The following is a 24,648-nucleotide window of genomic DNA, read 5'->3' as shown; positions in this document are numbered from 1 at the left end:
TCGAGCAATCTCGCATACGCAGACGTGGAGCTGGAGAACCCTGGTGACTGACTCGACCATCATCTACACCCACACTGACGAGGCGCCCGCCCTGGCGACGTACTCGTTCCTGCCCGTGATCCAGGCGTATGCCTCGCAGGCCGGCGTCACGGTCGAGACGCGGGACATCTCCCTCGCGGGCCGCATCATCGCCGTCTTCCCCGAGTTCCTGGAGGAGGGCCAGCGCATCGCCGACGCCCTCGCCGAGCTCGGCGCGCTCGCCAAGACGCCCGGCGCCAACATCATCAAGCTGCCGAACGTCTCGGCGTCCATCCCGCAGCTGAAGGCCGCGATCGCCGAGCTCCAGGCGCAGGGCTACGCCCTCCCGGACTACCCGGACGACCCGCAGACGGACCAGGACAAGGACGTCCGCGCCCGCTACGACAAGATCAAGGGCTCGGCCGTCAACCCGGTCCTGCGCGAGGGCAACTCCGACCGTCGCGCCCCCGCCTCGGTCAAGAACTACGCCAAGGCCCACCCGCACCGCATGGGCGCCTGGACCCCCGAGTCCAAGACGAACGTCGCCACGATGAGCGAGAACGACTTCGCCTCCACGGAGAAGTCCGCCGTCATCGCGCAGGACGACACCCTCCGGTTCGAGTTCACGGCCGCCGACGGCACCGTCTCCGAGCTCCGCGAGCCGCTGAAGGTCATCGCCGGCGAGGTCGTCGACGCCGCCGTCATGCGCGCCGCCGCGCTGCGCACCTTCCTCAGCGAGCAGGTCGCCCGCGCCAAGGCCGAGGGCGTGCTCTTCTCCGTGCACCTCAAGGCCACGATGATGAAGGTCTCCGACCCGATCGTCTTCGGCCACGTCGTCCGCGCCTTCTTCCCGGCGACGTTCGCCAAGTACGGCGAGGTCCTCGCCGGAGCCGGTCTCACCCCGAACGACGGCCTCGGCGGCGTCCTCAAGGGCCTGGAGTCCCTCCCGCACGGTCTCGGCGAGGAGATCAAGGCCTCCTTCGACGCCGAGCTCGCCGCCGGCCCCGCCCTGGCGATGGTCGACTCCGACAAGGGCATCACCAACCTGCACGTGCCGTCCGACGTCATCGTCGACGCCTCGATGCCGGCCATGATCCGCACCTCGGGTCACATGTGGGGCCCGGACGGCCAGGAGGCCGACACCCTCGCGGTCCTCCCGGACCACAGCTACTCGGGCGTCTACCAGGTCGTCCTCGACGACTGCCGCGCCCACGGCGCCTTCGACCCGTCGACCATGGGCTCCGTCCCGAACGTCGGCCTCATGGCGCAGAAGGCCGAGGAGTACGGCTCCCACGACAAGACCTTCGAGATCGCCGAGGCCGGCACCGTCCGCCTCGTCGACTCCGCGGGCAACGTCGTCCTGGAGCAGGAAGTCGCCGAGGGCGACCTCTTCCGCGCCTGCCAGACCAAGGACCTGCCCATCCAGGACTGGGTCAAGCTCGCCGTCACCCGCGCCCGCGCCACCGGCTCCCCGGCCGTCTTCTGGCTGGACGCCGCGCGCGCCCACGACGCCCAGCTGATCGCCAAGGTCGAGCAGTACCTGCCGCAGCACGACACCGAGGGCCTGGACATCAAGGTCCTCTCCCCGGTCGAGGCCACCAAGTTCTCGCTGGAGCGCATCCGCCGCGGCGAGGACACCATCTCGGTCACCGGCAACGTCCTCCGCGACTACCTGACCGACCTCTTCCCGATCCTGGAGCTGGGCACCAGCGCCAAGATGCTGTCGGTCGTCCCGCTGATGGCGGGCGGCGGCCTCTTCGAGACCGGCGCCGGCGGCTCCGCCCCGAAGCACGTCCAGCAGCTCGTCAAGGAGAACTACCTCCGCTGGGACAGCCTCGGCGAGTTCTTCGCCCTGGCCGCCAGCTTCGAGCACCTCGCGACCACCACGGGCAACTCCCGCGCCCAGGTCCTCGCCGACACCCTCGACCGCGCCACCGGCACCTTCCTCAACGAGGACAAGTCGCCGACCCGTCGCCTCGGCGGTATCGACAACCGCGGCAGCCACTTCTACCTCGGCCTGTACTGGGCCCAGGAGCTGGCCGCCCAGACCGAGGACGCGGAGCTGGCCAAGGCCTTCGGCCCGCTCGCCGAGACGCTGGCCGCCAACGAGCAGAAGATCGTCGACGAGCTCGTCGCCGTCCAGGGCTCCCCGGCCGAGATCGGCGGCTACTACCAGCCCGACCCGGCCAAGGCCGAGGCCGTGATGCGCCCGTCCGCCACCCTGAACGAGGCCCTCGCGTCCCTCGCCTGATCCGGCGCGCGACACACGGCCCCGCTCGGGCGGCGCCGCGTACCGCCCCGGCCGGAACGATTCCGGCCGGGGTGGTCCCGTCGGTGGCGCATATGACGTCCGGGTGTGAACCTGGATGGATGAGCTGGGCATCTTGGACGACCGCCGGTGTCTACACCGGGCGAGGTGGGGTGCTGACCGACGAGGGCGGTGTCGTCACGGGCGATCTGACCGTGCACACGACCTGGGCCGAGTCCGAGGCACGCGTGGCCGTGCAGTACAGCGGCGCATCCGACTGGTTCACCATGTCGGGTAGTCCCGTTCCGTGTACGACGGAGGAGGATAGCCGCGAGCTCCACGAGGCGGTGGTGGAGGCCGTACGGAAGGGGAACGGGGCCACGGTCCCGTCGCTGCCCCGACCACCGGTGTAGCGGCGACCACCGGTGTAGCGGTGACGCCGGCGGCCACCGACGCAGGGGCTTCCGGCACGGCGGCCACCGGCACGGCGGCCACCGGCACGGCCCGCGACGGCCGCGGGCCGCCGGTCCGACAAAGAAGTGTTATCCCTCCCGCTCCCAGGGATCTCCGAACGACGGGGGACTCCGACCACGGTTGAGGGAGCAGACTCATGCACAGCGACGAGCGCCGCACCACGGCACTGGTGGAGGCGGCCAGGTCCGGTGACGCGCGCGCCAGGGACGAGCTGGTGCGCGCCTACCTGCCCCTCGTCCACAACGTCGTCGGCCGCGCCCTCGACGGCCACGCCGACACCGACGACATCGTCCAGGAGACGATGGTCCGCGCCCTCGACGGCCTCGCCGGTCTCCGCGACCCGGCCCGGTTCCGCTCGTGGGTCGTCGCCATCGCCATGAACGGGATACGCCGCCGCTGGCACGAACGGCGACAGGCTCCCGTGCCCGGCCTCGACCGGGCCGCGGAACTCGCCGACCCGTCGGGTGACTTCACCGAGCTCACCATCCTCCGCCTCGGCCTCTCGGGACAGCGGCGCGACGTGGCCCGCGCCACCCGCTGGCTCGACGACGAGGACCGCGAGCTCCTCTCCCTGTGGTGGCTGGAGGCCGCCGGCGAACTGACCCGCGCCGAACTCGCCGAGGGCCTCGGCGTCTCCCCGCAGCACGCCGCCGTCCGCGTCCAGCGGATGAAGGAGCGCCTGGAGACCGGCCGGGCCGTGGTCGGCGCCCTCGACGCCGACCCGCCGTGCCCCGAACTCGCCGGGACCCTGTCCTCCTGGGACGGCCGGCCCTCGCCGCTCTGGCGCAAACGGGCCGCCCGCCACCTGCGCGCCTGTGCCGCCTGCACGGGCCACGCGGCCGGGCGTCGCGGACCGGTCCCCGTCGAGGGCCTGCTCGTCGGCATCGGCCTCGTACCGCCGCTCGCGGCGACGGTCGCCGCCGGCCGGAGCGCGGAACCCTTCGCCGCCGAGCCCGTGGGCCGCTGGACCCCGGTACGCCGTGCCTGCCTCGCCGGCGCCGCGACCGTCGCCGTCCTCGGCGCGCTCACCCTCCTCGTACCGGAGGCGCCGGAGGTACGGGTGACACCCGACCGTCCCCACGCCGCGCCCCCGGCGCCCGTGTCACCGGCGGCCGTACCCGCGACGACCGAGGCCGCCCCGGCCACCCGGCCCGCCACGACCCCGGCCGCGGCGCCCACGACCCGTACCCCGACACCCCGCCCCACCGCGTCCCCCACCGCCGTGACCACCACCGGGGAACGCGTGACCGCACAGGTCAACAGGCTCCGCGCGACGGCGGGTTGCGCCCCGCTGCGGACCGATCCCCGGCTCGTCGCGGCGGCCCGCGGTTACGCCCGCGACATGGCGGCGCGCGGCTACTACGGGCACAGCAGCCCGGAGGGCGAGTTCGCGGACGCCCGGATCACCGCCGCCGGGTACGACTGGAGCGCCTGGGCCGAGAACCTGGCCCAGGGCGCGAAGGACCCGACGGCGGTCGTCGAGGACTGGACCGACGGGGCGATGCACGAGGAGAACATGCTGGACTGCCGGTACCGGGACACCGGTGTGGCGTCGGCGCCCGGTCCCGGCGGCACGATCTGGGTGCAGAAGCTGGCGGCCCCCGCCTCCTGAACCCGGACGGGCGGGGCTCAGCGCTTGGCGCCGAAGTTCTGCACCCACCAGGGGCCGTTGGCGGTGAGGGTCACCCCGACACCGATGTCCTTGAACGAGCAGTTGAGGATGTTCTCGCGGTGGCCGGGGCTGTCCATCCAGTCCTCCATCGCCCGGGCCGGGGTCTTCGGCCCGCGATGGATGTTCTCCCCCCACGTCGACCACGTGTACCCGGCGCCGGTGATCCGGTCGCCCGCGTCACGGCCCTCCGGGCTGTCGTGCTCGTAGTAGTCGCGCTCGGCCATGTCGTCGGCGTGGCCCTGGGCGGCGGTCCGCAGATGGCCCTCCGAGCGCAGCGGACCGCAACCGGCCTTCCGGCGCTCGGCGTTGGCGAGGGCGACGACCTCCTGGACGAACTCCGAGCCCTTCCCGGCAGCCGCGTCGGTGTCGGTGGTCTCGCCGGTCCGCCGCTCGGTCTGCTTCTCCGGTGCGGGTGCGGGTGCGGGTGCGGGTGCGGAGACGGACTCCGGCTTCGCATCCGGCGCCGACACGGATTCCGGCTGCGATCCGGCCTTCGTCGCCGGAGCCGGGGGAGCGGCCACGACCTCCCGGCGCTGACCGGCCGGGACGGACGTGGACCCGGCGGACGTGGACCCGGCGGACGTGGACCCGGCGGACGCGGATCCGGCGGGGGCGGGGGCAGCGGCAGCGGCAGTGGCGGCGACGGTCGACGGGCCGGCGGCCGGGGCGGGCGACGCCACGTACACCCCGGCCGCCACGGTCAGGACGACGGCCACGGCCCCGGCGACGCTGACAGCGGTACGGAAGCCCGGCCGGCGCGGAGCGCGCCGCCGCGCCCCGGGGCTCTTGCGGTGCCGCCCGCCGTCCCGCGCAGGGTGATCGGGCTGCTCACGATGGCCGACAAGGTCGAGGTGGTCGACGCGTTCAGGTTCGTCGGGATGGCCGGGGTGGTCGTGGTGCCGCATGGAGCTCCGCTCTCTCGCCGAGGTCGCCGGACGGTCCGGCGCTGGGGAGAGCCACCGGGGCGACGGCGGTAACACTTTCCGGCTCAGGCCGCCCCGACACTCCTCGTCAATCCGGCGCGTCAATCCACGGAGGAGCTTTTCAGCCCTGCGGGATCACCGCCACCGGGCAGGGCGCGAGATGGAGCGCCGCGTGCGCCACGGAACCGATCCGCGGACCGACGGCGCCGCGCCTGGCCCGCCGGCCGACCACCAGGAGCCGGGCGGCCCCCGCGGCGGAGAGCAGCACCTGCCCCGCACTGCCCAGTTCGACGTGCTCGGTCACCGGCACCTCCGGGTACCGCTCCCGCCAGGGCGCCAACGCCTCGCGCAGCGCCTTCTCCTCGTACGGGACGAGCCCGCCGGCCTCGTCGGCGAGCCGCATCGACGCCGGGCTGTACGCGTAGAGGGGCGGCAGACTCCAGGCACGGACGGCCCGCACCGACGCCCCGCGCGCGGCGGCGGTCGCGAAGGCGAAGCCGAGTGCCGCGGCGCTGTCCTCCGGGCTGCCGAGCTGCCCGACGAGGACGTCACCCACCGGCGGCTCGGAGGGCCGGCCGTCGCGGGACCTGACGGCCACCACGGGCCCGGTGGCGGCGGCGATGATCTGCTGTCCGTACGAGCCGAGCAGGAAACCGGCCACGGCCCCGTGACCGCGCGAGCCGATGACGAGCATCTCGGCGCGTTCCTCGGTGCCCAGCAGCGCCGCGACCGGGGTGTCGCGGATGACCTCGGCGGTGAGGGTCACGTCCGGATGGCTCCGCGCGATCGTCGCCTCGGCCTCCCGCAGGACCTCGTCGGCGGCCCGTTCCTGACTCGCCCGGTCCTGGACCAGGGGGATGTCGAGGGGTTCCCAGCGCCACGCGTGGGCGAGCCGCAGCGGGAGCCCCCGGTGGAGGGCCTCGCGCGCGGCCCAGTCGGCCGCGGCGATGCTCTCCGGGGAACCGTCCACTCCTGCGACGATCTCACGACTCATCGGACTGCCTCCGTCAGTAGCGTGCCGGGCCCGCCGACGCGGCCGGGCCCTCCTCCCACCAGCTTGGGCCCAAGGGGGGCCCGAGGAGAGGGACGGACGTCCCGACATGCCGGACCGTCGGTCCCTTCTGCGGCGCCGTCAGGCCGCCAAGCCGTCAGGCCATCTGCCGTCGGTGGTCTGTGGCCGGTGGTCCGTGGCCGGTCGTCTTCCCCGGTCGGCCGCCGTCGTGCCGTCGACGTCAGGCCGGCAGGGTGAGCCGCGCGTGCGTGCCGTTCAGGTAGTGGTCGCCGATGTCGCGGAGCCGGAGGGCCGGCTGTGTCGGGGCGGTGAGCGCGCGGGCGTTGCGCCAGAAGCGGTCGAAGCCCGGTCCGCCCCCCTGGGCGTCGGCGCCCTCCGCGCCGTCGACGAGTTCGAGGACGCGGGTGGTGATGCGTACGGCGGCACGGCCGGTGAGCGTCTCCGCCGCGGCGACGAGCACGGCGATGTCGGCCCGTTCCTCCGGGCCCAGCGCGGGTCCGGCGAGCAGCCCGCGGGCCAGGGCGTCCGTGGCCCGCTCCACGACCGCCGACGCGGCGTGCGCGGCCGTGGCCAGCTCTCCGTACGCGAGGAGGAGGTACGGGTCGTCGCCCGGCCCCACGGGATCGGCGCCGGCGACGGACGAACCGTCGCGCTCCAGGGGGACCGGGACCGGCCCGGCCTGGCCGGCGCGGCTGACGTCCCGGGCTTCGGCGAGGGCCCCTTCGGCGATGCCGAGTCCGACCTGGACGAGGAGCAGGCGCAGGGCGAGCGGGGCGAGGGTCGCGAAGGGGGCGACGGCGTGTTCGTCGTACGGGAGCAGGCCGAGCACGTGCTCGGCGGGGATCGGGACGTGGTCGAAGGTGACGGTGCCGGCGCCGGAGAGCCGTTGTCCGACCCGTTCCGTACCGGGGTCGGTGAACACCCCGGGATGCGCCGGGTCCACCAGGACGACCAGCCAGTCGCCGGTGCCGCCGGGCCGGGCGCCGACGACCAGCCGGTCGGCCACGGCGACGCCGGAGGTGAACGCGCGGCGCCCGTCGAGGATCCAGCCGCCCGTGGCGGGGGTGAGCGTGAGCCCGGGGTCGGTCCCGGTGCGGGGCGGCTCGACGCCGCCGGCGAGCAGCCAGTGCTCCTGGGCCGTCCGCGCGTCGAGCGCGGGCACGGAGCCGGTGTCCGGCGCGGGGCCGAAGAAGCGGCTGCTCCAGGACAGGACGTAGTGGTGGGCGAGGAGTTCGCCGACGGAGCTGTCGGCGGCGGAGATCTCCCGGACGACGGCGGAGGCGGCCCGCCAGTCCGCGCCCCGCCGGTCGGCGCGCGGCGCCGTGAGGAGAGCGGGCAGCCCGGCCTCCTGGAGCCGGGCGACCTCGTCGAAGGGGGCCTTGCCGGCCCGGTCCCTGGCGGGTGCGTCGACGGCGAGGTCGTCGGCGACCTCCCGGGTGACGCGGGGCCAGATCGCGTCGTCCGCAGGCCGGTCGGCCGGTGCGGAGGTGGCGCGTATCGCGGTTCTCCTCGGCGATTTCCTCGGCGTAGTCACGTCACCTCATCCGATCCCTAGTATTCCCACTGGAACGATAGGGATAGTGGCAGACGTCATCCCTCAGCCCCAAGAGGCGTCCGCAGGCTGGACATGCGTGTCTTGGTGAGTGAGACCTGAAGGGGCGAGGGAGTGAGGGGTGAGGGGGGTGGGGGTGAGGGAGGGTCAAGTCGACGGGTGCCGCGGAGTCTTGACCACGGACCCGGGCGGGCGCGTGGCCGATCAGGGGTGGTCAGGGGCCGGTCAGCGGTGGGTCAGGGGTGGGTCAGGGGCCGGTCAGGGGTTGGTCCAGGCCTCCGGGTCGGCCGCGAGCGCGGTGATGCCGGCCGGCAGCTCGGCCGCCGCGACCTCCGCGAGCGACACCCCGAGCACGGCGCGCACGCTGGCCCGGAGCGCGATCCACAGCGGGAGCAGGGACTCGGCGGGCCCCGTGTACGACAGGTCCGGCGGTCGCTCCCCGCGTACGGAGACCAGGGGGCCCTCCACGCACCGGATCACGTCCGCGACGGAGATCGACTCCGCCGGTCTGGCCAGCCAGTATCCGCCGTTGCCGCCGCGCTGGCTCTGGACGAGACCCCCCTTGCGCATGTCGCCGAGGATCCCCTCCAGGAACTTGTGCGAGATGCCCTGGACTTCGGCGATCGCCTCGGCCTTCAACGGCCCGGAGTCCCGGGCGGCGGCGAGCTGCAGGGCGGCCCGCACCGCGTAGTCGGCCTTGGCTGAAATGCGCATGCGCGCATTATTCCGCACGGGCCCCACGGGATCCGTACGTCCGGCAGGTGGCGCGTCCCGCACCCTTGACGGCGCGGCCGACCGGTCGGAGACTCATGGACGGGAATTCCGAGTGGACGGGTAGGGAACCATGGGGTGCACCGGCCGGCGAGACAGCTCGCACGCCGCACCCCTCCCTCGCCCCCTGCCGCTCACCTCCCGCCGCCACATCGATCTGCTGCGGGTCTGCAGCGCCGCGAGTCGCCGTTCCCGCCGGGGTGTCCACCCCGTCCGCTGAACCGGCCGGCCCACCCGTACCGCTCCCGTCCCGCCCCGTACCGCCGCGTTCCGGCGCACGGGACCGGGCACGGCCGCAGCGCGTACCGCCCGTCTCCTCCTTCCCGTACCCCTGCCGCCTCCGGGCCCCGCGCGGTGGCCGCCGCGGTCGCGTCCTCGCGACCGTCGCCGCCGCGCGCCGCCCCGACCCGGCACCGAGCACCCTCCAGGGAGAAGCATGTCCGTCGTCGTCCCCTCCTCGCTCCTGCCCGCCTCCGCCGTGCCCGCCTTCCGCGGCCGGATCGGCCGTGACGAGCACAGCGGCCACTACGCGGTACCGCACCGCTACCGCCTCCATCTGGCACCGTCCAGTCCCGGCTGTCTGGGCATCGCCCTGACCCACGGCCTCCTGGGCCTCGACGACACGCTGCCGCTGACCGTGCTCCCCGAGACCCCCGACACCCCCGACGGCGGGTACGAGGCGCTCCGTCCGCTGTACGAGGCGAGCGCCCACCTGTACGACGGGCCGGCCGCCGCGCCCGTACTCAGTGACGGGTGGACCGGGCGCATCGTCAGCACCCATGTTCCCGACATCCTGCGGGACCTCGCCCTGCGCTTCCGCGGCGAAGGGCCCGACCTGCTGCCCGAGGAACACCGGGCCGAGATCGACGCCGTCGCCGACCTCTGCGAGCGGAGTGTCAACCGGGCCGCCCAGCGCGCCGGCGAGCTCGGCCTCGACGGCGAGGCCGCCCACCGCGACCCGCTGACCGTCCTCTTCGCGGCGCTCGGTTCCCTGGAGCGCCGACTCACCGGCCGCCCGTACGTCCTCGGTGACGCGCCGACCGCCGCCGACGTGCACGTCTGGGTCACCCTCGTCCAGCTCGACACCGTCCATCGCTGGCACCTGGACGCCGCCGCGATGGACCGGGTCGCCGGACACCCGCAGCTCTGGGCGTACGCCCAACGGCTCGCCTCCCGGCCCGAGTTCGCCCGCCACCTCGACATCGATGCCGTACTGCGCCGCCATCGCTCCCACTGCCGGGGCCGCGAGGCCGCGGGCGCCGGGATACGTATCGTCGACTGGCCGTCCGCCACGCGCTGAGGCACCGGGGCCGACGCCCTGTCATCGAGGGGTCCGCCCCGGCCGGGTCAGCCGACGCGGTGGCCCGCCAAGGGGGCCGTGTCCTCGCCCGCGCCCGTGCGGACCCCGCGGAGGAACGCCTCCAGGGCCTCCAGCGAGGTCATCGACGGCTCCCACTCCAGCTCCCGCCGGGCCCGCTCGGTGGCGAGCAGCGGCATCTGCCGCAAGGCGTCGAAGAGGTCGGGGGAGGCCGGTGCGAGGCGCAGCCGCCAGGCCGCCGACAGGGCGCCGCGCACCGCGCCGGCCGGGACCTTCACCGGCCGGGCGTGCAGGAGCCGGCCGAGGGTCTCGGCGTCGATGACCGGTTCGGCGGCGAGGTTGAACGCGCCGCGGACGTCCCTGAGGAGCGCCCTCCGGTAGGCGTCCGCGGCGTCCTCCGTGTGCAGGACCTGGAAGCGGAGTCCCGTGAACTCCGGCAGCAGGGGCAGCAGGTCGGGCCGCACCAGCTGCCCGGGGAAGAACCGTCCGGCGAAGATCCGCCGTTGCCCGCTCGCCGACTCCTCCTTGAAGAGGAAGGCCGGGCGCATCCGGACCACCCGGGTCAGCGGATGGTCGCGTTCGAAGGTGTCGAGGACCCGCTCCAGGTACGCCTTCTCCCGGGTGTACGCGGCGCCCGGCCAGCCGTGCGTCGGCCAGGACTCGGACACCGGCGCTCCGCCGGGCGGGCCGGGGGAGTACGCCCCCACCGAGGAGGCGTGCACGAGGACCGGCACCCGCGCCGCCGCGACCGCGTCGAAGACGCGCACCGCGCCCAGCACGTTGGTCCGCCAGGTCTCCACCGGATCGTGGGTCGGCCCGAACCGCCAGGCCAGGTGGACGACCGCGTCCGCCTCCGCCACGTACTGGGCGAGGCGCGGCTCGTCGCCCTCCAGGGACAGGTCGACCTCGGCCCACTCCACACCGGGCAGCTCCAGACCGGGCCTGCGGCGGGCGAGGCCGAGGACGGAACCGACCCGTGGCTCACGGGCCAGCGCCCGCACCAGGCTCGTACCGACATTGCCGGTGGCGCCGGTGACCACCACCCGCTGTCGCGTGCTCGGGTTCATGTCTTCGACCCTCCGCCATGGGCGACGGAACCGCACTCCGGAGCCCGCTCCGTCACGGAGCGTGCCCGCGCGGGTCGCGAGCGTGGGCGACGACCGGGAGGATGGAGCGACTCGGGAGACAGGTGACAGGAGAGCGCGATGCTGCTGCCCGACAGGAACACGGTCGACCGGCTGTTGCGGCACTACCGCACGCAGGAGCGGTCCGTGCTCGCCAGGCCGTGCGACCTGTCGGTCCGCCGGCGCTTCGAGGACACGGCGTACACCCTGTGCGTCCTGATGGGAGAGCGCACCGCCCACGAGGCGGTCCGCGCCGCCGAGCGGTACGTCTCCCACGGCCGGCCCGCGTCCCGGCAGGCCCTGGAAGGACTGCAAGGGGCCTGACCTCTGCGGACGGGGCGGGAGGCGGCCGATCGATCAGGAATCGAGAAGCGTGGCCATCGGGCCCCGGATAGCGTGGCGGGGCGTGGGCATCGCGATTCTCCCGACGTCGGAGACGGCGCGATGCGATGATCACGCATTCACACCCCCGTCCGACAGAGGAGACACGATGAGCCAGGCCCCGAGGACGGGCGAGCAGTCCGCCGCGCCGCACGCCGCCGACCGCCACGACACGATCCGGGTACTCGGCGCGCGCGGGAACAACCTCAAGGACATCAGCATCGAGATCCCGAAGCGCCGGCTCACGGTCTTCACGGGCGTCTCCGGCTCGGGCAAGAGCTCCCTGGTGTTCGACACGATCGCCGCCGAGTCGCAGCGGCTGATCAACGAGACGTACAGCGCCTTCGTCCAGGGCTTCATGCCCTCCCTCGCGCGACCGGAGGTCGACGTCCTCGAAGGACTGACGACCGCGATCATCGTCGACCAGCAGCGGATGGGGGCCGACCCGCGCTCCACGGTCGGCACGGCCACCGACGCCAACGCGATGCTGCGCATCCTCTTCAGCCGCCTCGGAAAGCCGCACATCGGCCCGCCCAGCGCCTACGCCTTCAACGTCCCCTCGGTCCGGGCGAGCGGCGCGATCACCGTCGAGCGCGGCGCCAAGAAGGCCGTGAAGGCGACCTTCGAGCGCACCGGCGGCATGTGTACGCGCTGCGAGGGCCGCGGCTCGGTCTCCGACATCGACCTCACCCAGCTCTACGACGACTCCAAGTCGCTCTCCGAGGGCGCCCTCACCATCCCCGGCTACACGCCGGGCGGCTGGAACTACCGGCTCTACAGCGAGTCCGGCTTCTTCGACCCCGAGAAGCCGATCCGCAAGTACACCAAGAAGGAACTCCACGACTTCCTCCACCTCGAACCCACGCGGATGAAGATCGCGGGCATCAACATGACCTACGAGGGGTTGATCCCGAGGATCCAGAAGTCCTTCCTGGCCAAGGACAAGGAGGGCATGCAGCCGCACATCCGGGCGTTCGTCGACCGGGCGGTCACCTTCACGACGTGCCCCGAGTGCGACGGGACCCGGCTCAGCGAGGGCGCCCGGGCATCGAAGATCGAGAAGGTCAGCATCGCCGACGCCTGCGCCATGCAGATCAGCGACCTGGCCGTCTGGGTCCGAGGCCTCGACGAACCGTCGGTGGCGCCCCTGCTCGACGCCCTCCGGGACACTCTCGACTCGTTCGTGGAGATCGGCCTCGGCTACCTCTCGCTCGACCGGCCCGCGGGCACGCTGTCGGGCGGCGAGGCGCAGCGCGTCAAGATGATCCGCCACCTCGGCTCCTCGCTGACCGACGTCACCTACGTCTTCGACGAGCCCACCATCGGCCTGCACCCGCACGACATCCAGCGGATGAACGACCTGCTGCTGCGCCTGCGCGACAAGGGCAACACCGTGCTCGTCGTGGAGCACAAGCCGGAGACGATCGTGATCGCCGACCACGTCGTCGACCTCGGCCCCGGTGCCGGTACGCAGGGCGGCACCGTCTGCTTCGAGGGCACCGTCGAGGCGCTGCGGGCCGGCGACACCATCACCGGCCGCCACCTGGACGACCGGGCCTCCGTCAAGGAGTCCGTGCGGAAGCCCGACGGCGTGCTGGAGATCCGCGGAGCGTCGACCCACAACCTCCGGGACGTCGACGTCGACATCCCGCTCGGGGTGCTCGCCGTGATCACCGGTGTCGCCGGTTCCGGCAAGAGCTCGCTCGTGCACGGGTCGATCCCGGTCGGCGAGGACGTCGTCTCCGTCGACCAGAGCGCGATCCGCGGCTCACGCCGGAGCAACCCCGCCACGTACACCGGACTGCTCGAACCGATCCGCAAGGCGTTCGCCAAGGTCAACGGCGTGAAGCCGGCACTGTTCAGCGCCAACTCCGAAGGCGCCTGCCCCACCTGCAACGGCGCGGGCGTCATCTACACCGACCTCGCGATGATGACCGGCGTCGCGTCGACGTGCGAGGACTGCGAGGGCAAGCGGTTCCAGGCCTCGGTGCTGGAGTACCACCTCGGCGGCCGCGACATCAGCGAGGTGCTCGCGATGTCGGTGACCGAGGCCGAGGCCTTCTTCGGCGCCGGAGAGGCCCGTACGCCCGCCGCGCACAAGATCCTGGAGCGGCTCGCCGACGTCGGCCTCGGCTACCTCAGCCTCGGCCAGCCGCTCACCACCCTCTCGGGCGGCGAGCGGCAACGCCTCAAGCTGGCCACGCACATGAACGAGAAGGGCGGCGTCTACATCCTCGACGAGCCGACCACCGGCCTCCACCTCGCCGACGTCGAGCAGCTCCTCGGCCTCCTGGACCGGCTCGTCGACTCCGGGAAGTCCGTCATCGTCGTCGAGCACCACCAGGCGGTCATGGCCCACGCCGACTGGATCATCGACCTCGGCCCGGGCGCCGGCCATGACGGCGGCAAGGTCGTCTTCGAGGGCACCCCCGCCGACCTCGTCGCCGCCCGCTCGACCCTCACGGGCGAGCACCTCGCGGAGTACGTGGGGGCCTGACACGGGGTGCCCGGGGGGGGGCCGGCGTTCCGCGTCGGGCCCCGGGGCGTTCCGCGCGTCGGCCCTCGGCTGGCCCCTGCGTTCCGCGTCGGGCACCGGGGCGTTCCGCGTCGGCCCCCGGGCGTGCTGCGTCGGCCCGGCCCCTGCGTTCCGCGGCGGGCCCCCGACGCGGTGAGCCGACCGTGCGGCGCGCCCACCGGGCGGTCGCCGACACGACCGTCCGATGTCTCCAGTGGCGCCGCACGACCGGCGGTCCTCGCCCCCCGCTCCCGCGTGTTCCGCCCCCGCGGGCCCGGTGCGGTCAGGGCCGTTGGGCCGCCCTGCGGCGCCATCCCCACAGCGCGAGAGCCGCCGCGCAGGCCGAGCCGACCAGGGCCAGCGGCAGCCCCGCCGAGGGACCCGACGGCGCCTCCTCGCCCGCGGAGCTTCCACGGGGCGCGGCCGCCGCCTCCGCCCCGGCTCGGGGAGCCCTGCCGGCCGCCCCGGCCGCGGCCACCGCCACGTCGCCGTCCCGACCCGCCGACCGGGCCCGGCCGCCCGCCTCGGCCGCGCCCTGGGTCCGGCCCGGCAGCAGCGAGCCCACCGGCTGGACCCGCCCCGCCGCCTCGAAGCCCCAGTCGAGGAGCGAGCGCGCCTCCTCGTACACGGTGAGACCGCCGCCGCCCTGCGGGTTCATCACCGAGACGACCAGCGTCCGGCCGCCCCGGCGCGCGGCGGAGATCAGGGTGTTGCCCGCGTTGGTCGTGTAGCCGTTCTTGATGCCGAGGAGCCCCGGGTAGCGGGCCACCCCGTCCGCGCCCGTGAGGAGACGGTTGGTGTTGGCGATGCCGTACGACCAGGAACCCGCGGGGAAGTCCGCGTACGGAGTGGAGCAGTACCGCGTGAACGCCGGATCCTGGAGCCCGGCCCGCCCGAAGACCGCCAGGTCGAACGCCGAGGACACCTGCCCCGGCGCGTCGTACCCGTCGGGGGAGACCACATGGGTGTCCCGGGCGCCGAGGGACCTGGCCTTCTCCTGCATCTGCCGGGACATCGACTCCCAGCCGCCGTTCATCGCGGCAAGGACGTGCACGGCGTCGTTGCCCGAGCTGAGGAAGACCCCGTTCCACAGGTCCGACACCTTGTACGTGTACCCCTCCTTGACCCCGACCAGGCTGCTGCCCGCCCCGATCCCGGTCAGCTCGGAATCGGCCACGGTGTGCTGCTCGGAGGGGTCCTGGTGGGGGAGCGCGGTGAGGGCGAACAGGGCCTTGAGGGTGCTGGCCGGCGGCAGCTTCCGGTGCGCGTTCCGCGCCGCGAGCACCTCGCCCGAGGACGCGTCCGCCACCACCCAGGACAGCGCCGAGAGCGACGGCACGGCGGGCGCACCCGGCAGTCGCTGCACCTGCGTGCCGTGCCGGTCGAGCCGGGCCGGGTCGACGAACCGCCGCGCGGGAGGAGTCGGCTCGTCGACGGAGGAGGCGACTGGCGAGGCGACTGGCGAGGCGACGGAGAGGGGAGAGGCGGGGGAGGCCGTGGCCGCCGGAACGGGCAGCACGAACAGCAGCGCCGCGGTACCGGCGGCAGCATGACGGACAGCTGACGTGACGATCATTCAGTCACCGTAGGAAGAAGGAGGGGTGCGCGCAGGGCGGAGTGCGCCGACCGGCGTAGCGACGTGCGGCGTACGGGGGCGCGTCGTGCGTCCGCCCGGGGGAGGGGCCGGGCGACGAGCGGGGCGCAACGGCCGCCGCACGCGGTGTCGGTGGCACAGGGCATGCTGGTGACGTGCCCTCACACCCCCACCAGAGCAACGCCGTTCCGCCCGAGAGCGCGGGAGCGCCTCCCGCAGAGCCGGCATCCCGGCCGGTGCCCGGTCCCGCGCGGGCCCCGGGGAGTCCGCCCGGCGGCGCACCGAGCGGCCCGCCGTCGGCGCCCCCGGCCGGCGGGTCCTTCGCCGGTCCCTTCGCCGCGCCCGCCTTCCGGACCGAGCGACAGCCCCGTACGGCTCCCGCCGGGCACATGATCGTCTGCGGGGGCGACGCCCTCGCCCATCGCCTCGCGGGCGAACTGCACGGGGTGTACGGGGAGCGGGTCACCCTCCTCGTACCGGCGCGGCCCGACGCGCCCCGCACGCCCCTCGCCCGCACCGGCCGGGCGCTCGCCCTGTTCGGCCGCGTCACCGCCGCCGTCACGCGGACCACCACGGCGGCCGGAGCCGGGGCGACGCCGACGGCCGGGACCGCGCGGGCCTCCGGCACCGACGCGGACGCCGGCGAGCCCGCGGGCTCCCTGCGGATCGTCGAGTCCCCGGAGGCCGACGACCGGGCCCTGGTGGACGCGGGGGTGGAGCGCGCCGCCGCGCTCGCCCTCGTCCACGAGGACGACGAGACCAACATCCGGGCCGCGCTCACCGCCCGCCGCCTCAACCCCCGGCTGCGCCTCGTCATCCGGCTCTACAACCGCAAGCTCGGCCAGCACCTCGAAACCCTCCTCGACCAGGCCGCGGCCGTCGCCGAACCCGGCCTCGACCCCGAGAAGCTCGACGCCGCCACCACGGTCCTCTCCGACGCCGACACGGCCGCCCCCGGGCTCGCCGCGGCGGCGGTCGCGGGCACCAGCAAGGTGGTCCAGGCGGGCGGACTGCTGCTGCACGCCGTCGAGCGGACCCCGCCCGCCGCGGGCCAGGCCCCCGACCCCGGCCTCTGCACCCTCGCGCTGCTCTCCGCCACGGCCGGCGACCCGGCGGGCTGCGAGGGCTCCGAGCGCAGCGGCGAGGAGGGCCCCCGCCTCCTGCCGGACGACCGTACGGTGGCCGCCGCCACCGGCCGGGCCTCGGTCACCCTCGAAGCGGTCACCCCGGCCGGACCGGGTCTCCCGGCAGGCCGCTTCGGCGGCTCCGGACTGCCCGTCGCCTCGCTCTTCTCCCGGCGCCTGCGCTGGTCCCTCGCCGGAGCGGCCGCCGCCGTCCTCGCCCTGGCCCTCGCCTCCACCTTCACCACCGGCGACCATCCCCTGCACGCCGCCTATGTGACGCTCCTCGACATCTTCGCCATCGGCGACCCGGCCGTCGGCGAGCCGACCAGCCGTCAGGTCCTGCAGATCCTCGCCGGGTTCGTCGGGCTGCTCCTGCTGCCCGTGATCGTCGCCGCCCTCCTCGAAGGCCTCGGTACGTTCCGTACGGCGACGACCCTGCGCCGGCCGCCGCGCGGGCTCTCCGGCCATGTCGTCCTCCTCGGCCTGGGGAAGGTCGGCACCCGGGTCCTCGCCCGGCTGCGCAGGATGGACATCCCCGTCGTATGCGTCGAGTCCGACCCGGAGGCGCGCGGCGTCGCCGTGGCGCGGCGGCTCCGCGTCCCCACGGTCATCGGCGACGTCACGGAGGAAGGCGTCCTGGAAGCCGCCCGCATCCACCGGGCCAGCGCCCTCCTCGCCCTGACCAGCGTCGACATCACCAACCTGGAGGCCGCGCTCTCCGCCCGGTCCGTCACCCCCGACCTGCGGGTCGTGCTCCGGCTGTACGACGACGACTTCGCCACCGCCGTCTACCGCACCCTGCGGACCGCGCACCCCGCCGCCCTCACCCGCAGCCGCAGCGTCTCCCACCTGGCGGCGCCCGCCTTCGCCGGGGCCATGATGGGTCGCCAGGTCCTCGGGGCGGTACCCGTCGAGCGCCGGGTCCTGCTCTTCGCCGCGGTCGACGTCGCGGACCACTCGCTGCTGCAGGACCGCACGGTCGCCGAGGCCTTCCGGCCCGGATCCTGGCGGGTCATCGCCCTGGACCGGAGCAGCACCGCGTACGGCGCGTACGGCGTCCCGGACGGTTCCGCTTCCGCTTCCGCTTCCGCTTCCGCTTCCGCTTCCGGCGCGGCGGCCCGGGGGCAGGGCTGGCGCCTCGAACCCGGGAGGGTCCTCCGCGCGGGCGACCGGGTGATCGTGGCCGCCACCCGCCGCGGCCTGGCGGAACTCCTCGGCCGCGGGCACACGACGGGCCCCCGCGGCGCCGAGGGCCATGCCTCCGCCAACACCGCACAACCAGGCACGGGTTGATCTCCTAGGATCTGACCGCCCGCCGCATCGCCCCCGCCACACCCCCCCCGCCGTAGTCAGGAGTGCCTTCCGTGAACACCGAGCACAGCGCCGCCCCCGGCAGGCCGCCGCACCGCATGGACTCGGCCGGCGGCTGCCCGCACGCGGCCAACGCCCGGCTCCTCGCCGAGGGTGCCGTGACCTCCGTGGTCCTGCCCGGCGAGATCGAGGGCATGGCGGTCCTCGGCCACGACGCCCTGCGCGAGTTCCTCTCCGACCCCGATGTCGCCAAGGGCGCCCAGCACTTCACGGCCCTCACCGAGGGCCGGATACCCGACGGCTGGCCGCTGCGGACCTTCGCCACCGTGCCGGGCATGACCACGGCGGACGGCGCCGACCACCGCCGACTGCGCGCCCTGGTCAGCAGCGCGTTCACGGCCCGACGGGTGGAGGAGCTCCGGCCGCGCGTCGAGGCCCTCACCGCCGCGCTCCTCGACGGACTGGCCGAGGCGGCCCGCTCCGGCGGAGGCGTGGCCGACCTGCGCCGCCACTACGCCCTGCCGCTGCCACTCGGGGTCATCTGCGAACTCCTCGGCGTCGACCCGGCCCACCAGGGCCGGCTCCACCACCTCTCCAGCGTCGTCGTCGCCACCGACACCGAACCCGCGCAGGCCGTCGCCGCCAACCGCGAACTCGTCGAGCTCCTCGCCTCCATCGCCGGGGACAAGACCCGTGAGCCGGGCGACGACCTCACCAGCGCGCTCATCGCCGCCCGGGACGAGGGCGGCGACAGGCTGAGCCAGCCCGAGCTGATCGGCACGCTTCTCCTGATGATCATCGCGGGTCACGAGACGACCCTGAACCTCGTCACCAACGCCGTACGGGCACTCTGCGGCCACCGCGAACAGCTCGCCCTCGTCCTCGAAGGCCGGGCCTCCTGGGCGGACGTGGTGGAGGAGACCCTGCGCTGGGACAGCCCGGTCAGCTACTTCCCGTTCCGCTACCCCACGCGCGACCTCACGGTCGACGGCACCCTCATCCCCAAGGGCACCCCCGTCCTCGCCGGATACTCGGCGGCGGGCCGCGACGAGAAGGCACACGGCCCGGACGCCGACCGCTTCGACATCACCCGCGGCAGCCGCGCGACGGCGACGAAGCACCTCTCCCTGGGCCACGGCCCCCACTACTGCCTGGGCGCCCCGCTCGCCCGCATGGAGGCCGCGATCGCCCTGGAGGCCCTCTTCACCCGCTTCCCCGACCTGGACCTGGCGATCCCGGAGCCCGAGCTGACCCGCCACTCCGGTTTCGTCGGCAACAGCGTCAGAACACTCCCCGTCCGCACCCACCCCGCCTCCTAACCACCCCGCCTCCTCACCGCTCCCCCTCCTAACCACTCCGCCCCCAGGCGCTCGCGGGGGAGGCCCGCAGGGAGGAGACGAGGCGCAGCAGCCGGTCCTCGTTCCCCGAGAGCCCCGCCGCACGGAGCGCCTCGTCGGCCTCCGCCATCGGATGCGTGAGCATCAGCCCCGCGTACGGGGCGAGCTGCGGGTCGGTCAGCACGGCCTGAGTGGATTCGAGCAGGCGCAGGTACGCCTGCGCCGCCGCACGCTCACTGGCGGTCATCGTGATCATGTCGGGCTCCCTCTCGACAGTTCGGCGCTCACCACCCTCTCGCATGGGTCTGACATTGATGCTCGTAGCGGGTCTCGGCGGTCGTGGCCCAGGGTCTGACCGACGTCCTGCCGGGCTGTCCTGCGACTGTTCGGTCCGGCCGCCGGGATCCGTTCTCCATGGCTCCGGCCAGGTGGAACACGACCTGATAAGAGCCTGGCCAGAGGCCCCCTCAATCTCCTGTCCGACTCACCAGGCCGGCGTCACCTCCAGCCTGGAAGGCAGCTGACAGGATGACCGTGACGACCACGCCCGCCACCGAACGGCATGCCGCGCGGCGCCCTCCTGGAGCCGTCACCGCTGCCCTCCCCGACACCCCGGCGCCCGACGGCGCCGCACTTGTCACGACCAGCGCGCCCCGGAGCCGCGCCGGACCCGCCGGCCGGGCCGGATACGCGCCGAGGGCCGCTCGGTCCTGATCGAGCTGCGGGCGAAGGCCGGGGCGACGCCGCGCGTCCACCGCATCGACGACGTGGACGAGGCAGCGGCCACCGCATTCGCCGACGGGGTCAACGCGATCCTGGCGAACCGGACGGACAGCGACGACGTCGACGGGGCCCCGTTCGCCGTGGTCCGCTCGCTCGCCCCCACCTGGCGGACGAGGTTCCACCGCCGGATCCTGCGGGGCACGCTGTGGCACCTGCTGGCGCTCGTCGTCCTCTGCGTGGTGGCCGGCTCGCTGGGAAAGTGGGACCTGGTGCTCCTCACGGTCCCGATCGGCGGCTTCGCCTGGCTGGGCCTGTACGGGGTGATCCGCGCGCGGCGGGAACGCCTGCTGTACCGGCACGGCGTCATGGTGACCGCCACCCGGGCCACGATGTCCCGCGGGGCGTACATCTACCCGGGACGCGACCGGGACGTACCGCGGCTTCCTGCACGGCGAGGCCGGACCCACGATCACCGTGGCCCACCCCCGGAGGACCCAGCGGACGTGCTAGGGGGCGTCTTGCCGATCACGCACCTGGCGAACACCTACGCGGGCGCCGTCCTGGTCTTCTGCTGCAGCGCCGTGATCGTCCTCCACGCCGTGATGGCGGTGGACTTCCTCCTCGACGGCTGACCATGCACGAGGTCGTTACCCAAGCGGGCGATCGCCCAGGAGATCTGCAAGCTGGAAGTGGCCCCGGATCAGCGGTGCTGACCACCCTTCTTGAAGGACTGCGGCCGGTAACGACCGTGTGGGCGCAGCCGCCTGCGGCGACGGACATCGACTGCCACGCGGCTTCGCCCTGATGTTCTGGCGGTTCGGCCCCCTTTGAGGCGGGTACTGGCGGCGGGTCGGTGCGGGTGCCGGCGGCGGGAATGGCCGCGGCCGATGCGGCGGGTGAGATCGGCTGGGACATCTCGGTCGACTCCACGATCGTGCTTCGACCGCTCGGTCACGGTGTGGTCGCGGGTGGGGACCAGGGTTCCGTCCACGATGAGCACGGTGTCCTTACGGAACCGCCTGCGGGGCCTGAGCGCGGGCAGGGGACCGAGGTGGCTGATGATCCGGTCAGCTGCGGACTTTGAGACGCCGAACAGCGGCGCGAGCTGCCGCACGTCAAGTTGGTGCGCCAGTACGCCGTGACCAGCAGCACCCGGTCCTCCAGCGGCAGGCTCCACGGCCGGCCTCTGCGGACCGCGTCAGCTCCTTCGTGCCGCAGCTGTGTCACCAACGTGCCGAAACGGCGGGGGCTCAACCCGGTGAACGGGGCTATCCAGGACGGCTGCGACGCCGTGATCACACCAGCCACGGCGGGAGCCTCACACGGTTCCCGCCGTGGCTGGTGTGCTGATCACTTGCTGGACAGGCGGAGATCTCCGGACCAGGTCTCACACCGGACACGGCCAGAGGCGAAGGAGATCTCCAGTGCGAGCCGCCCGCTGTCCGGGGCACCCTCTTCGCTGACTGCCAGTACCGTCTCGCCGAGGTGATCCGCGAACGGGGTCTCGCCGCTGATCGGCGCCACCTCGACGCGACCTGACTCCGCCATGTCGTATCCCGCGGAGGGGGTCGACGTCTCCACGATCAGGCACCAGTCCGAACCGGTCGTGATGTGCGTGGCGACCGCCTCACTGTCGATCAGCCACACGTCCAGCGGGCCGGACGGAGCCTCCGAGCCGTACAGATGCCACGAAGCCACCACTTGCTCAAGCCGCCGCCCGACCAGGTAATCAGGACGCACACCGACCCCGTGCAACGGGCACTCGCTCACTCTCATCGACTCCACCCGACGACCGTACCGTCAGGCAGAGCCCCAGCTCACACCCTTATACGGGACAAGCCTTAGAGGATGTCTCACGTGGTGCTTCGGTGGTGCGGCATGATGCTGCACCGTGAGGGTTGATCTGTCGCGTCGGTTGGTTCCCGACGAACTGTGGGAGCTGGCAGCTCCGTTGATGCCGAGGTTCACGTCCCGTCCGCAGGGCGGTGGTACTGCTCCGGTGGATGAACGGGCGGTGTTCGCGGCCGTGGTGTACGTGCTGACGAGCGGGTGTGCGTGGCGGTATCTGCCGGAGTCGTTCGGTGTCTCGCCGGCCACCGCGCACCGTCGGTTCACCGCGTGGACCGAGGTCGGGCTGTGGCGCAGGCTGCACCTGGCGGTGCTGGACGAGCTCGGCGCCAGGGGTGAGCTGGACTGGACGTCCGCGATCGTCGATGCCGCGTCGGTGCGGGCGAAAAGGGGGGTTCGCTGACCGGGCCGAATCCGGTCGATCGCGGCAAGAAGGGCAGCAAACTGCACGTGCTGTCCGAGGCCCAGGGCCTGCCGCTGGCCGTCGCGGTGTCCGGCGCCAACGTGCACGACAGCCAGGCGTTCAAGCCGTTGATTCTCGGCATCCCCGCCGTCCGGTCCTGGCGGGGACCACGTCGGAGGAAGCCGGTGAAGGTCCGCGCCGACAAGGCGTACTACTCGGCAGAGCACCTCCGCTGGCTCCGCAGCCGGAACCTCGTCGCGCGGATCGCCCGTCCCGGTATCGAGTCAGGCGAGCGGCTCGGTCGGTACCGCTGGAAGATCGAGCGTTCGATCTCCTGGCTCTTCGGCTACCGCCGCCTCACCGTCCGGTACGAACGAAAGGGCAGCCACTTCCTCGCCTTCCTCGGCCTCGCCGCAGCCCTGACCTGCTACAAGAGACTGGCGAAGCTCGCCACGTGAGACATCCTCTTAGCGTCGCTGACTGTCGCCCATGGTCGGAAGAGAACTGTGTGCCGCACGTGAGTTGAAGGAGACACGGGAGCGATGTGCTCGCTGCCGAGCCTCTTCTTCGATGAGGAGGCCGTCGACGGTGTCGGGGCGATTGTTCCCGCGTCTCAAGATGACAGCAATGAGACCAGCAGCAATCGCACCGAATATTCCGAACAGCACCAACAACGCTGTCACTGCTACCCCCTGGATCAACTCTTGGCAGGTGTCGCCTTGCCGCTCCTGCAGGAAGGCTATCGGCGCCAGGGCTGGACCGCATTGCCCGTCTCCGGCAGACCTGGCACCCACAGATTTCCCGTTGAAGGGCCTTCTCAGTCAGAGGGGCTGTGAACACAGGGACCACGCGTCCCCGACCAAGCTACATCGGCTGGACCCTGGATCGGCCGGACAAGTCCTAGAAGAATGTCATGTCCCAGTCGCCCGAGATCAGGGCCCGCACGGCTTCCTCGTACCCGTGCGCGACCCGCTGAACTCCTGCGTCACCACCGAGGACGATGTCACCGTTCTCTGCGAGCAGAACCATCTCCTCGGTCGAGAAGGCGATGCCCACCGGCAGGGCGGACATGCCGAGACGCTTCTCGAAGTACCGCACGTTCGGCGCGAATGCCTCCGCGGCCGAGATCGTCAGCGACGTCTCGTTCCCGGTGACATGCGATGGCCAGAAGACCGCCGTCTCGCCGTACTTTCCCAGGAACTCAACGAGTTCGTCGGTGACGTCGAATCCCGCCTCCTGGTAGACCAGGCGGGCCGCCTCGACGTCCACGGGACCGCACTCGACGCGCAGGGCACCGGCGAATGCCCTGCGGAGGGACTCCTCCCTCGCGCTGCTCTGCTCGTCACTCATCCGGTGTGCACCTCTCTGGGAATGCCTGGCACCCATGCCCCGCAGCTCTTGCATACGGGGAACCTCTTGCCCTTGTGATTGCCGATCACGATAGCGAGGTTCTTCAGATCGGTATCGCCGTTCAGAGCGTTCGTGCACATCTCGGGCCCGCCGCACATGCCCACCGGCCGGCCGTTGGGCATGCGGGATTGGCATGGTCCCCTCCTCTGCCGTGCATCTGCACGCACCTCGTTGTCGCCCGCTACGGGGCCTACCGGGACCCCCTCAAGCCCTTCACGGCCTACGAACGCCTCTGACCCGCCCACCGCAATCCCGCCCGGCGCTCCGGGAACCACCACTTGGCGGCGGCCGACAGTCACTGCCGTCCTTCGGCTTTCGTCAACACCCCCTAGCCGCGGAGGTGCTCGGCCAGCCGTTCCAGGAACACCCGCTGCCCGACGACGAGCAACGGAGCGGCCGCTTCCGGGGTGAACCAGCCGACCCGGTCGATCTCCGGGAACTCCTGCCGGACGCCGGACCGGGGCGGCCACTCCATGGTGAAGGTGCCGGGTACGACGGCGGTCGGGTCGATCTCCCCCTCGACCGCCCAGACGGTGACGAGCTTTCCGCTGCGCTGCCGAGCCTCACCGAGGTCGATCCACGCGCCGTCGGGAGCGGGCAGCCCCAGCTCCTCCAGGAACTCCCGTCGCGCGGCGGCCTCGGGAGCCTCGTCCGGCGCGTACTCCCCCTTGGGAATCGACCAGGCCTCCTGCTCCCGGGAGGCCCAGATGGGCCCGCCCATATGCCCGATGAGGACCTCGACACCCCCGCCCGTCGTACGACGGAAGACCAGAAGACCCGCGCTGCGTTTGTCCGACATGCACCCAGTCTGGCCGATCGGCTCCAGGTTCCGTCGTGACATGTCACGCTCTGGAGCAACTTCTCGGGGGTGTCTTGTCGATCAGGCCAGA

General features: G+C 73.1%; 21 protein-coding genes and 1 pseudogene. 11 read left to right on the top strand and 11 right to left on the bottom strand.

Features of this window, described 5'->3' with window-relative positions; genetic code table 11:
• Window positions 1-43: 43 nt before the first annotated feature.
• From OG580_RS02535 to OG580_RS02525, 3 genes are all read left to right on the top strand, one after another.
• A complete protein-coding gene (locus OG580_RS02535; RefSeq protein WP_267041992.1) occupies window positions 44-2,269 on the top strand; it encodes an NADP-dependent isocitrate dehydrogenase in 2,226 nt (741 codons plus the stop codon).
• 119 nt (window positions 2,270-2,388) lie between these two features.
• On the top strand, window positions 2,389-2,679 hold the full coding sequence (locus OG580_RS02530) for a hypothetical protein (RefSeq protein ID WP_267041991.1): 291 nt from the start codon (window positions 2,389-2,391) through the stop codon (window positions 2,677-2,679).
• A gap of 197 nt (window positions 2,680-2,876) precedes the next feature.
• The gene (locus OG580_RS02525) at window positions 2,877-4,352 is read left to right on the top strand and encodes a sigma-70 family RNA polymerase sigma factor (RefSeq protein ID WP_267041990.1); all 1,476 of its coding nucleotides are present in this window, start codon (window positions 2,877-2,879) and stop codon (window positions 4,350-4,352) included.
• 17 nt (window positions 4,353-4,369) lie between these two features.
• Here OG580_RS02525 and OG580_RS02520 read toward each other — a convergent pair whose 3' ends face one another.
• The 4 genes from OG580_RS02520 to OG580_RS02505 form a co-directional block, all read right to left on the bottom strand.
• Window positions 4,370-5,317: a CAP domain-containing protein gene (locus tag OG580_RS02520; protein WP_267041989.1), complete on the bottom strand. Its 948-nt coding sequence runs from the start codon at window positions 5,315-5,317 to the stop codon at window positions 4,370-4,372.
• A gap of 139 nt (window positions 5,318-5,456) precedes the next feature.
• Window positions 5,457-6,329 carry a universal stress protein gene (locus tag OG580_RS02515; RefSeq protein WP_267041988.1) on the bottom strand — a complete coding sequence of 291 codons (873 nt, stop codon included), beginning with the start codon at window positions 6,327-6,329 and terminating at the stop codon, window positions 5,457-5,459.
• Between the two features lie 238 nt (window positions 6,330-6,567).
• Entirely contained in the window at window positions 6,568-7,881 is a 1,314-nt protein-coding gene (locus tag OG580_RS02510) for an acyl-CoA dehydrogenase (RefSeq protein ID WP_267041987.1), read from the bottom strand.
• Between the two features lie 276 nt (window positions 7,882-8,157).
• On the bottom strand, window positions 8,158-8,613 hold the full coding sequence (locus OG580_RS02505) for an Rrf2 family transcriptional regulator (RefSeq protein WP_267041986.1): 456 nt from the start codon (window positions 8,611-8,613) through the stop codon (window positions 8,158-8,160).
• Window positions 8,614-9,106: 493 nt separating this feature from the next.
• Here OG580_RS02505 and OG580_RS02500 point away from each other — a divergent pair, with 493 nt between their 5' ends.
• Complete coding sequence (locus OG580_RS02500) at window positions 9,107-9,970, top strand: glutathione S-transferase C-terminal domain-containing protein (protein WP_267041985.1); 864 nt, start codon at window positions 9,107-9,109, stop codon at window positions 9,968-9,970.
• Between the two features lie 47 nt (window positions 9,971-10,017).
• Here OG580_RS02500 and OG580_RS02495 read toward each other — a convergent pair whose 3' ends face one another.
• A complete protein-coding gene (locus tag OG580_RS02495) occupies window positions 10,018-11,055 on the bottom strand; it encodes an NAD-dependent epimerase/dehydratase family protein (protein ID WP_267041984.1) in 1,038 nt (345 codons plus the stop codon).
• Between the two features lie 138 nt (window positions 11,056-11,193).
• Between OG580_RS02495 and OG580_RS02490 the strand changes: the two genes are divergently transcribed.
• Entirely contained in the window at window positions 11,194-11,436 is a 243-nt protein-coding gene (locus OG580_RS02490; protein ID WP_267041983.1) for a DUF5133 domain-containing protein, read from the top strand.
• A 166-nt stretch (window positions 11,437-11,602) separates the two neighbouring features.
• Window positions 11,603-13,990 carry an excinuclease ABC subunit UvrA gene (locus OG580_RS02485; RefSeq protein ID WP_267041982.1) on the top strand — a complete coding sequence of 796 codons (2,388 nt, stop codon included), beginning with the start codon at window positions 11,603-11,605 and terminating at the stop codon, window positions 13,988-13,990.
• A 301-nt stretch (window positions 13,991-14,291) separates the two neighbouring features.
• Here OG580_RS02485 and OG580_RS02480 read toward each other — a convergent pair whose 3' ends face one another.
• Window positions 14,292-15,584 carry a D-alanyl-D-alanine carboxypeptidase family protein gene (locus OG580_RS02480; protein ID WP_267041981.1) on the bottom strand — a complete coding sequence of 431 codons (1,293 nt, stop codon included), beginning with the start codon at window positions 15,582-15,584 and terminating at the stop codon, window positions 14,292-14,294.
• Between the two features lie 407 nt (window positions 15,585-15,991).
• Between OG580_RS02480 and OG580_RS02475 the strand changes: the two genes are divergently transcribed.
• Window positions 15,992-18,019 carry a TrkA family potassium uptake protein gene (locus OG580_RS02475; RefSeq protein ID WP_267047862.1) on the top strand — a complete coding sequence of 676 codons (2,028 nt, stop codon included), beginning with the start codon at window positions 15,992-15,994 and terminating at the stop codon, window positions 18,017-18,019.
• Between the two features lie 71 nt (window positions 18,020-18,090).
• Window positions 18,091-19,356, top strand: coding sequence for a cytochrome P450 (locus OG580_RS02470; RefSeq protein WP_267041980.1), 1,266 nt, complete (start codon window positions 18,091-18,093; stop codon window positions 19,354-19,356).
• A 28-nt stretch (window positions 19,357-19,384) separates the two neighbouring features.
• Here the strand turns inward: OG580_RS02470 and OG580_RS02465 are convergent, their stop codons facing one another.
• Window positions 19,385-19,621, bottom strand: a complete 237-nt coding sequence (locus OG580_RS02465; protein ID WP_267047861.1) for a hypothetical protein — start codon at window positions 19,619-19,621, stop codon at window positions 19,385-19,387.
• 287 nt (window positions 19,622-19,908) lie between these two features.
• Here OG580_RS02465 and OG580_RS02460 point away from each other — a divergent pair, with 287 nt between their 5' ends.
• Both OG580_RS02460 and OG580_RS02455 read left to right on the top strand, forming a co-directional pair.
• Window positions 19,909-20,088, top strand: a complete 180-nt coding sequence (locus OG580_RS02460; protein ID WP_267041979.1) for a hypothetical protein — start codon at window positions 19,909-19,911, stop codon at window positions 20,086-20,088.
• A 53-nt stretch (window positions 20,089-20,141) separates the two neighbouring features.
• Window positions 20,142-20,729: a hypothetical protein gene (locus OG580_RS02455; RefSeq protein ID WP_267041978.1), complete on the top strand. Its 588-nt coding sequence runs from the start codon at window positions 20,142-20,144 to the stop codon at window positions 20,727-20,729.
• A gap of 296 nt (window positions 20,730-21,025) precedes the next feature.
• On the opposite strand, the pseudogene OG580_RS02450 reads toward OG580_RS02455, so the two are convergent.
• Window positions 21,026-21,405: pseudogene (locus OG580_RS02450) on the bottom strand (transposase family protein); the annotation flags it as partial.
• A gap of 42 nt (window positions 21,406-21,447) precedes the next feature.
• Complete coding sequence (locus OG580_RS02445) at window positions 21,448-21,873, bottom strand: hypothetical protein (RefSeq protein ID WP_267047860.1); 426 nt, start codon at window positions 21,871-21,873, stop codon at window positions 21,448-21,450.
• A 115-nt stretch (window positions 21,874-21,988) separates the two neighbouring features.
• Between OG580_RS02445 and OG580_RS02440 the strand changes: the two genes are divergently transcribed.
• A protein-coding gene (locus tag OG580_RS02440; protein ID WP_267041977.1) for an IS5 family transposase occupies window positions 21,989-22,806 on the top strand; the annotation gives its coding sequence in 2 pieces (ribosomal slippage) (window positions 21,989-22,331 and window positions 22,331-22,806; 819 coding nt in all).
• 442 nt (window positions 22,807-23,248) lie between these two features.
• Here OG580_RS02440 and OG580_RS02435 read toward each other — a convergent pair.
• Both OG580_RS02435 and OG580_RS02430 read right to left on the bottom strand, forming a co-directional pair.
• Complete coding sequence (locus tag OG580_RS02435; RefSeq protein ID WP_267041976.1) at window positions 23,249-23,698, bottom strand: SUKH-3 domain-containing protein; 450 nt, start codon at window positions 23,696-23,698, stop codon at window positions 23,249-23,251.
• A gap of 388 nt (window positions 23,699-24,086) precedes the next feature.
• Window positions 24,087-24,557 (bottom strand): NUDIX domain-containing protein, encoded by a 471-nt coding sequence (locus OG580_RS02430; RefSeq protein ID WP_267041975.1) that lies wholly within the window; start codon window positions 24,555-24,557, stop codon window positions 24,087-24,089.
• Window positions 24,558-24,648: the final 91 nt, after the last annotated feature.

Origin of the sequence: Streptomyces sp. NBC_00094 (assembly GCF_026343125.1) — a bacterium.
Lineage (GTDB): Bacteria > Actinomycetota > Actinomycetes > Streptomycetales > Streptomycetaceae > Streptomyces.
The sequence above is the reverse complement of the archived record's forward strand: the minus strand, read 5'-3'. Positions and strand labels throughout refer to the sequence as shown.

What these genes read in the sequence shown, in the direction of transcription:
- OG580_RS02530 (WP_267041991.1), top strand. Translation starts at nt 2,389, where the DNA reads ATGAGCTGGGCATCTTGGACGACCGCCGGTGTCTACACCGGGCGAGGT.
- OG580_RS02525 (WP_267041990.1), top strand. Translation starts at nt 2,877, where the DNA reads ATGCACAGCGACGAGCGCCGCACCACGGCACTGGTGGAGGCGGCCAGG.
- OG580_RS02520 (WP_267041989.1), bottom strand. Translation starts at nt 5,317, where the DNA reads ATGCGGCACCACGACCACCCCGGCCATCCCGACGAACCTGAACGCGTC.
- OG580_RS02515 (WP_267041988.1), bottom strand. Translation starts at nt 6,329, where the DNA reads ATGAGTCGTGAGATCGTCGCAGGAGTGGACGGTTCCCCGGAGAGCATC.
- OG580_RS02505 (WP_267041986.1), bottom strand. Translation starts at nt 8,613, where the DNA reads ATGCGCATTTCAGCCAAGGCCGACTACGCGGTGCGGGCCGCCCTGCAG.
- OG580_RS02500 (WP_267041985.1), top strand. Translation starts at nt 9,107, where the DNA reads ATGTCCGTCGTCGTCCCCTCCTCGCTCCTGCCCGCCTCCGCCGTGCCC.
- OG580_RS02495 (WP_267041984.1), bottom strand. Translation starts at nt 11,055, where the DNA reads ATGAACCCGAGCACGCGACAGCGGGTGGTGGTCACCGGCGCCACCGGC.
- OG580_RS02490 (WP_267041983.1), top strand. Translation starts at nt 11,194, where the DNA reads ATGCTGCTGCCCGACAGGAACACGGTCGACCGGCTGTTGCGGCACTAC.
- OG580_RS02485 (WP_267041982.1), top strand. Translation starts at nt 11,603, where the DNA reads ATGAGCCAGGCCCCGAGGACGGGCGAGCAGTCCGCCGCGCCGCACGCC.
- OG580_RS02480 (WP_267041981.1), bottom strand. Translation starts at nt 15,584, where the DNA reads ATGATCGTCACGTCAGCTGTCCGTCATGCTGCCGCCGGTACCGCGGCG.
- OG580_RS02475 (WP_267047862.1), top strand. Translation starts at nt 15,992, where the DNA reads ATGATCGTCTGCGGGGGCGACGCCCTCGCCCATCGCCTCGCGGGCGAA.
- OG580_RS02465 (WP_267047861.1), bottom strand. Translation starts at nt 19,621, where the DNA reads ATGACCGCCAGTGAGCGTGCGGCGGCGCAGGCGTACCTGCGCCTGCTC.
- OG580_RS02445 (WP_267047860.1), bottom strand. Translation starts at nt 21,873, where the DNA reads ATGAGAGTGAGCGAGTGCCCGTTGCACGGGGTCGGTGTGCGTCCTGAT.
- OG580_RS02435 (WP_267041976.1), bottom strand. Translation starts at nt 23,698, where the DNA reads ATGAGTGACGAGCAGAGCAGCGCGAGGGAGGAGTCCCTCCGCAGGGCA.
- OG580_RS02430 (WP_267041975.1), bottom strand. Translation starts at nt 24,557, where the DNA reads ATGTCGGACAAACGCAGCGCGGGTCTTCTGGTCTTCCGTCGTACGACG.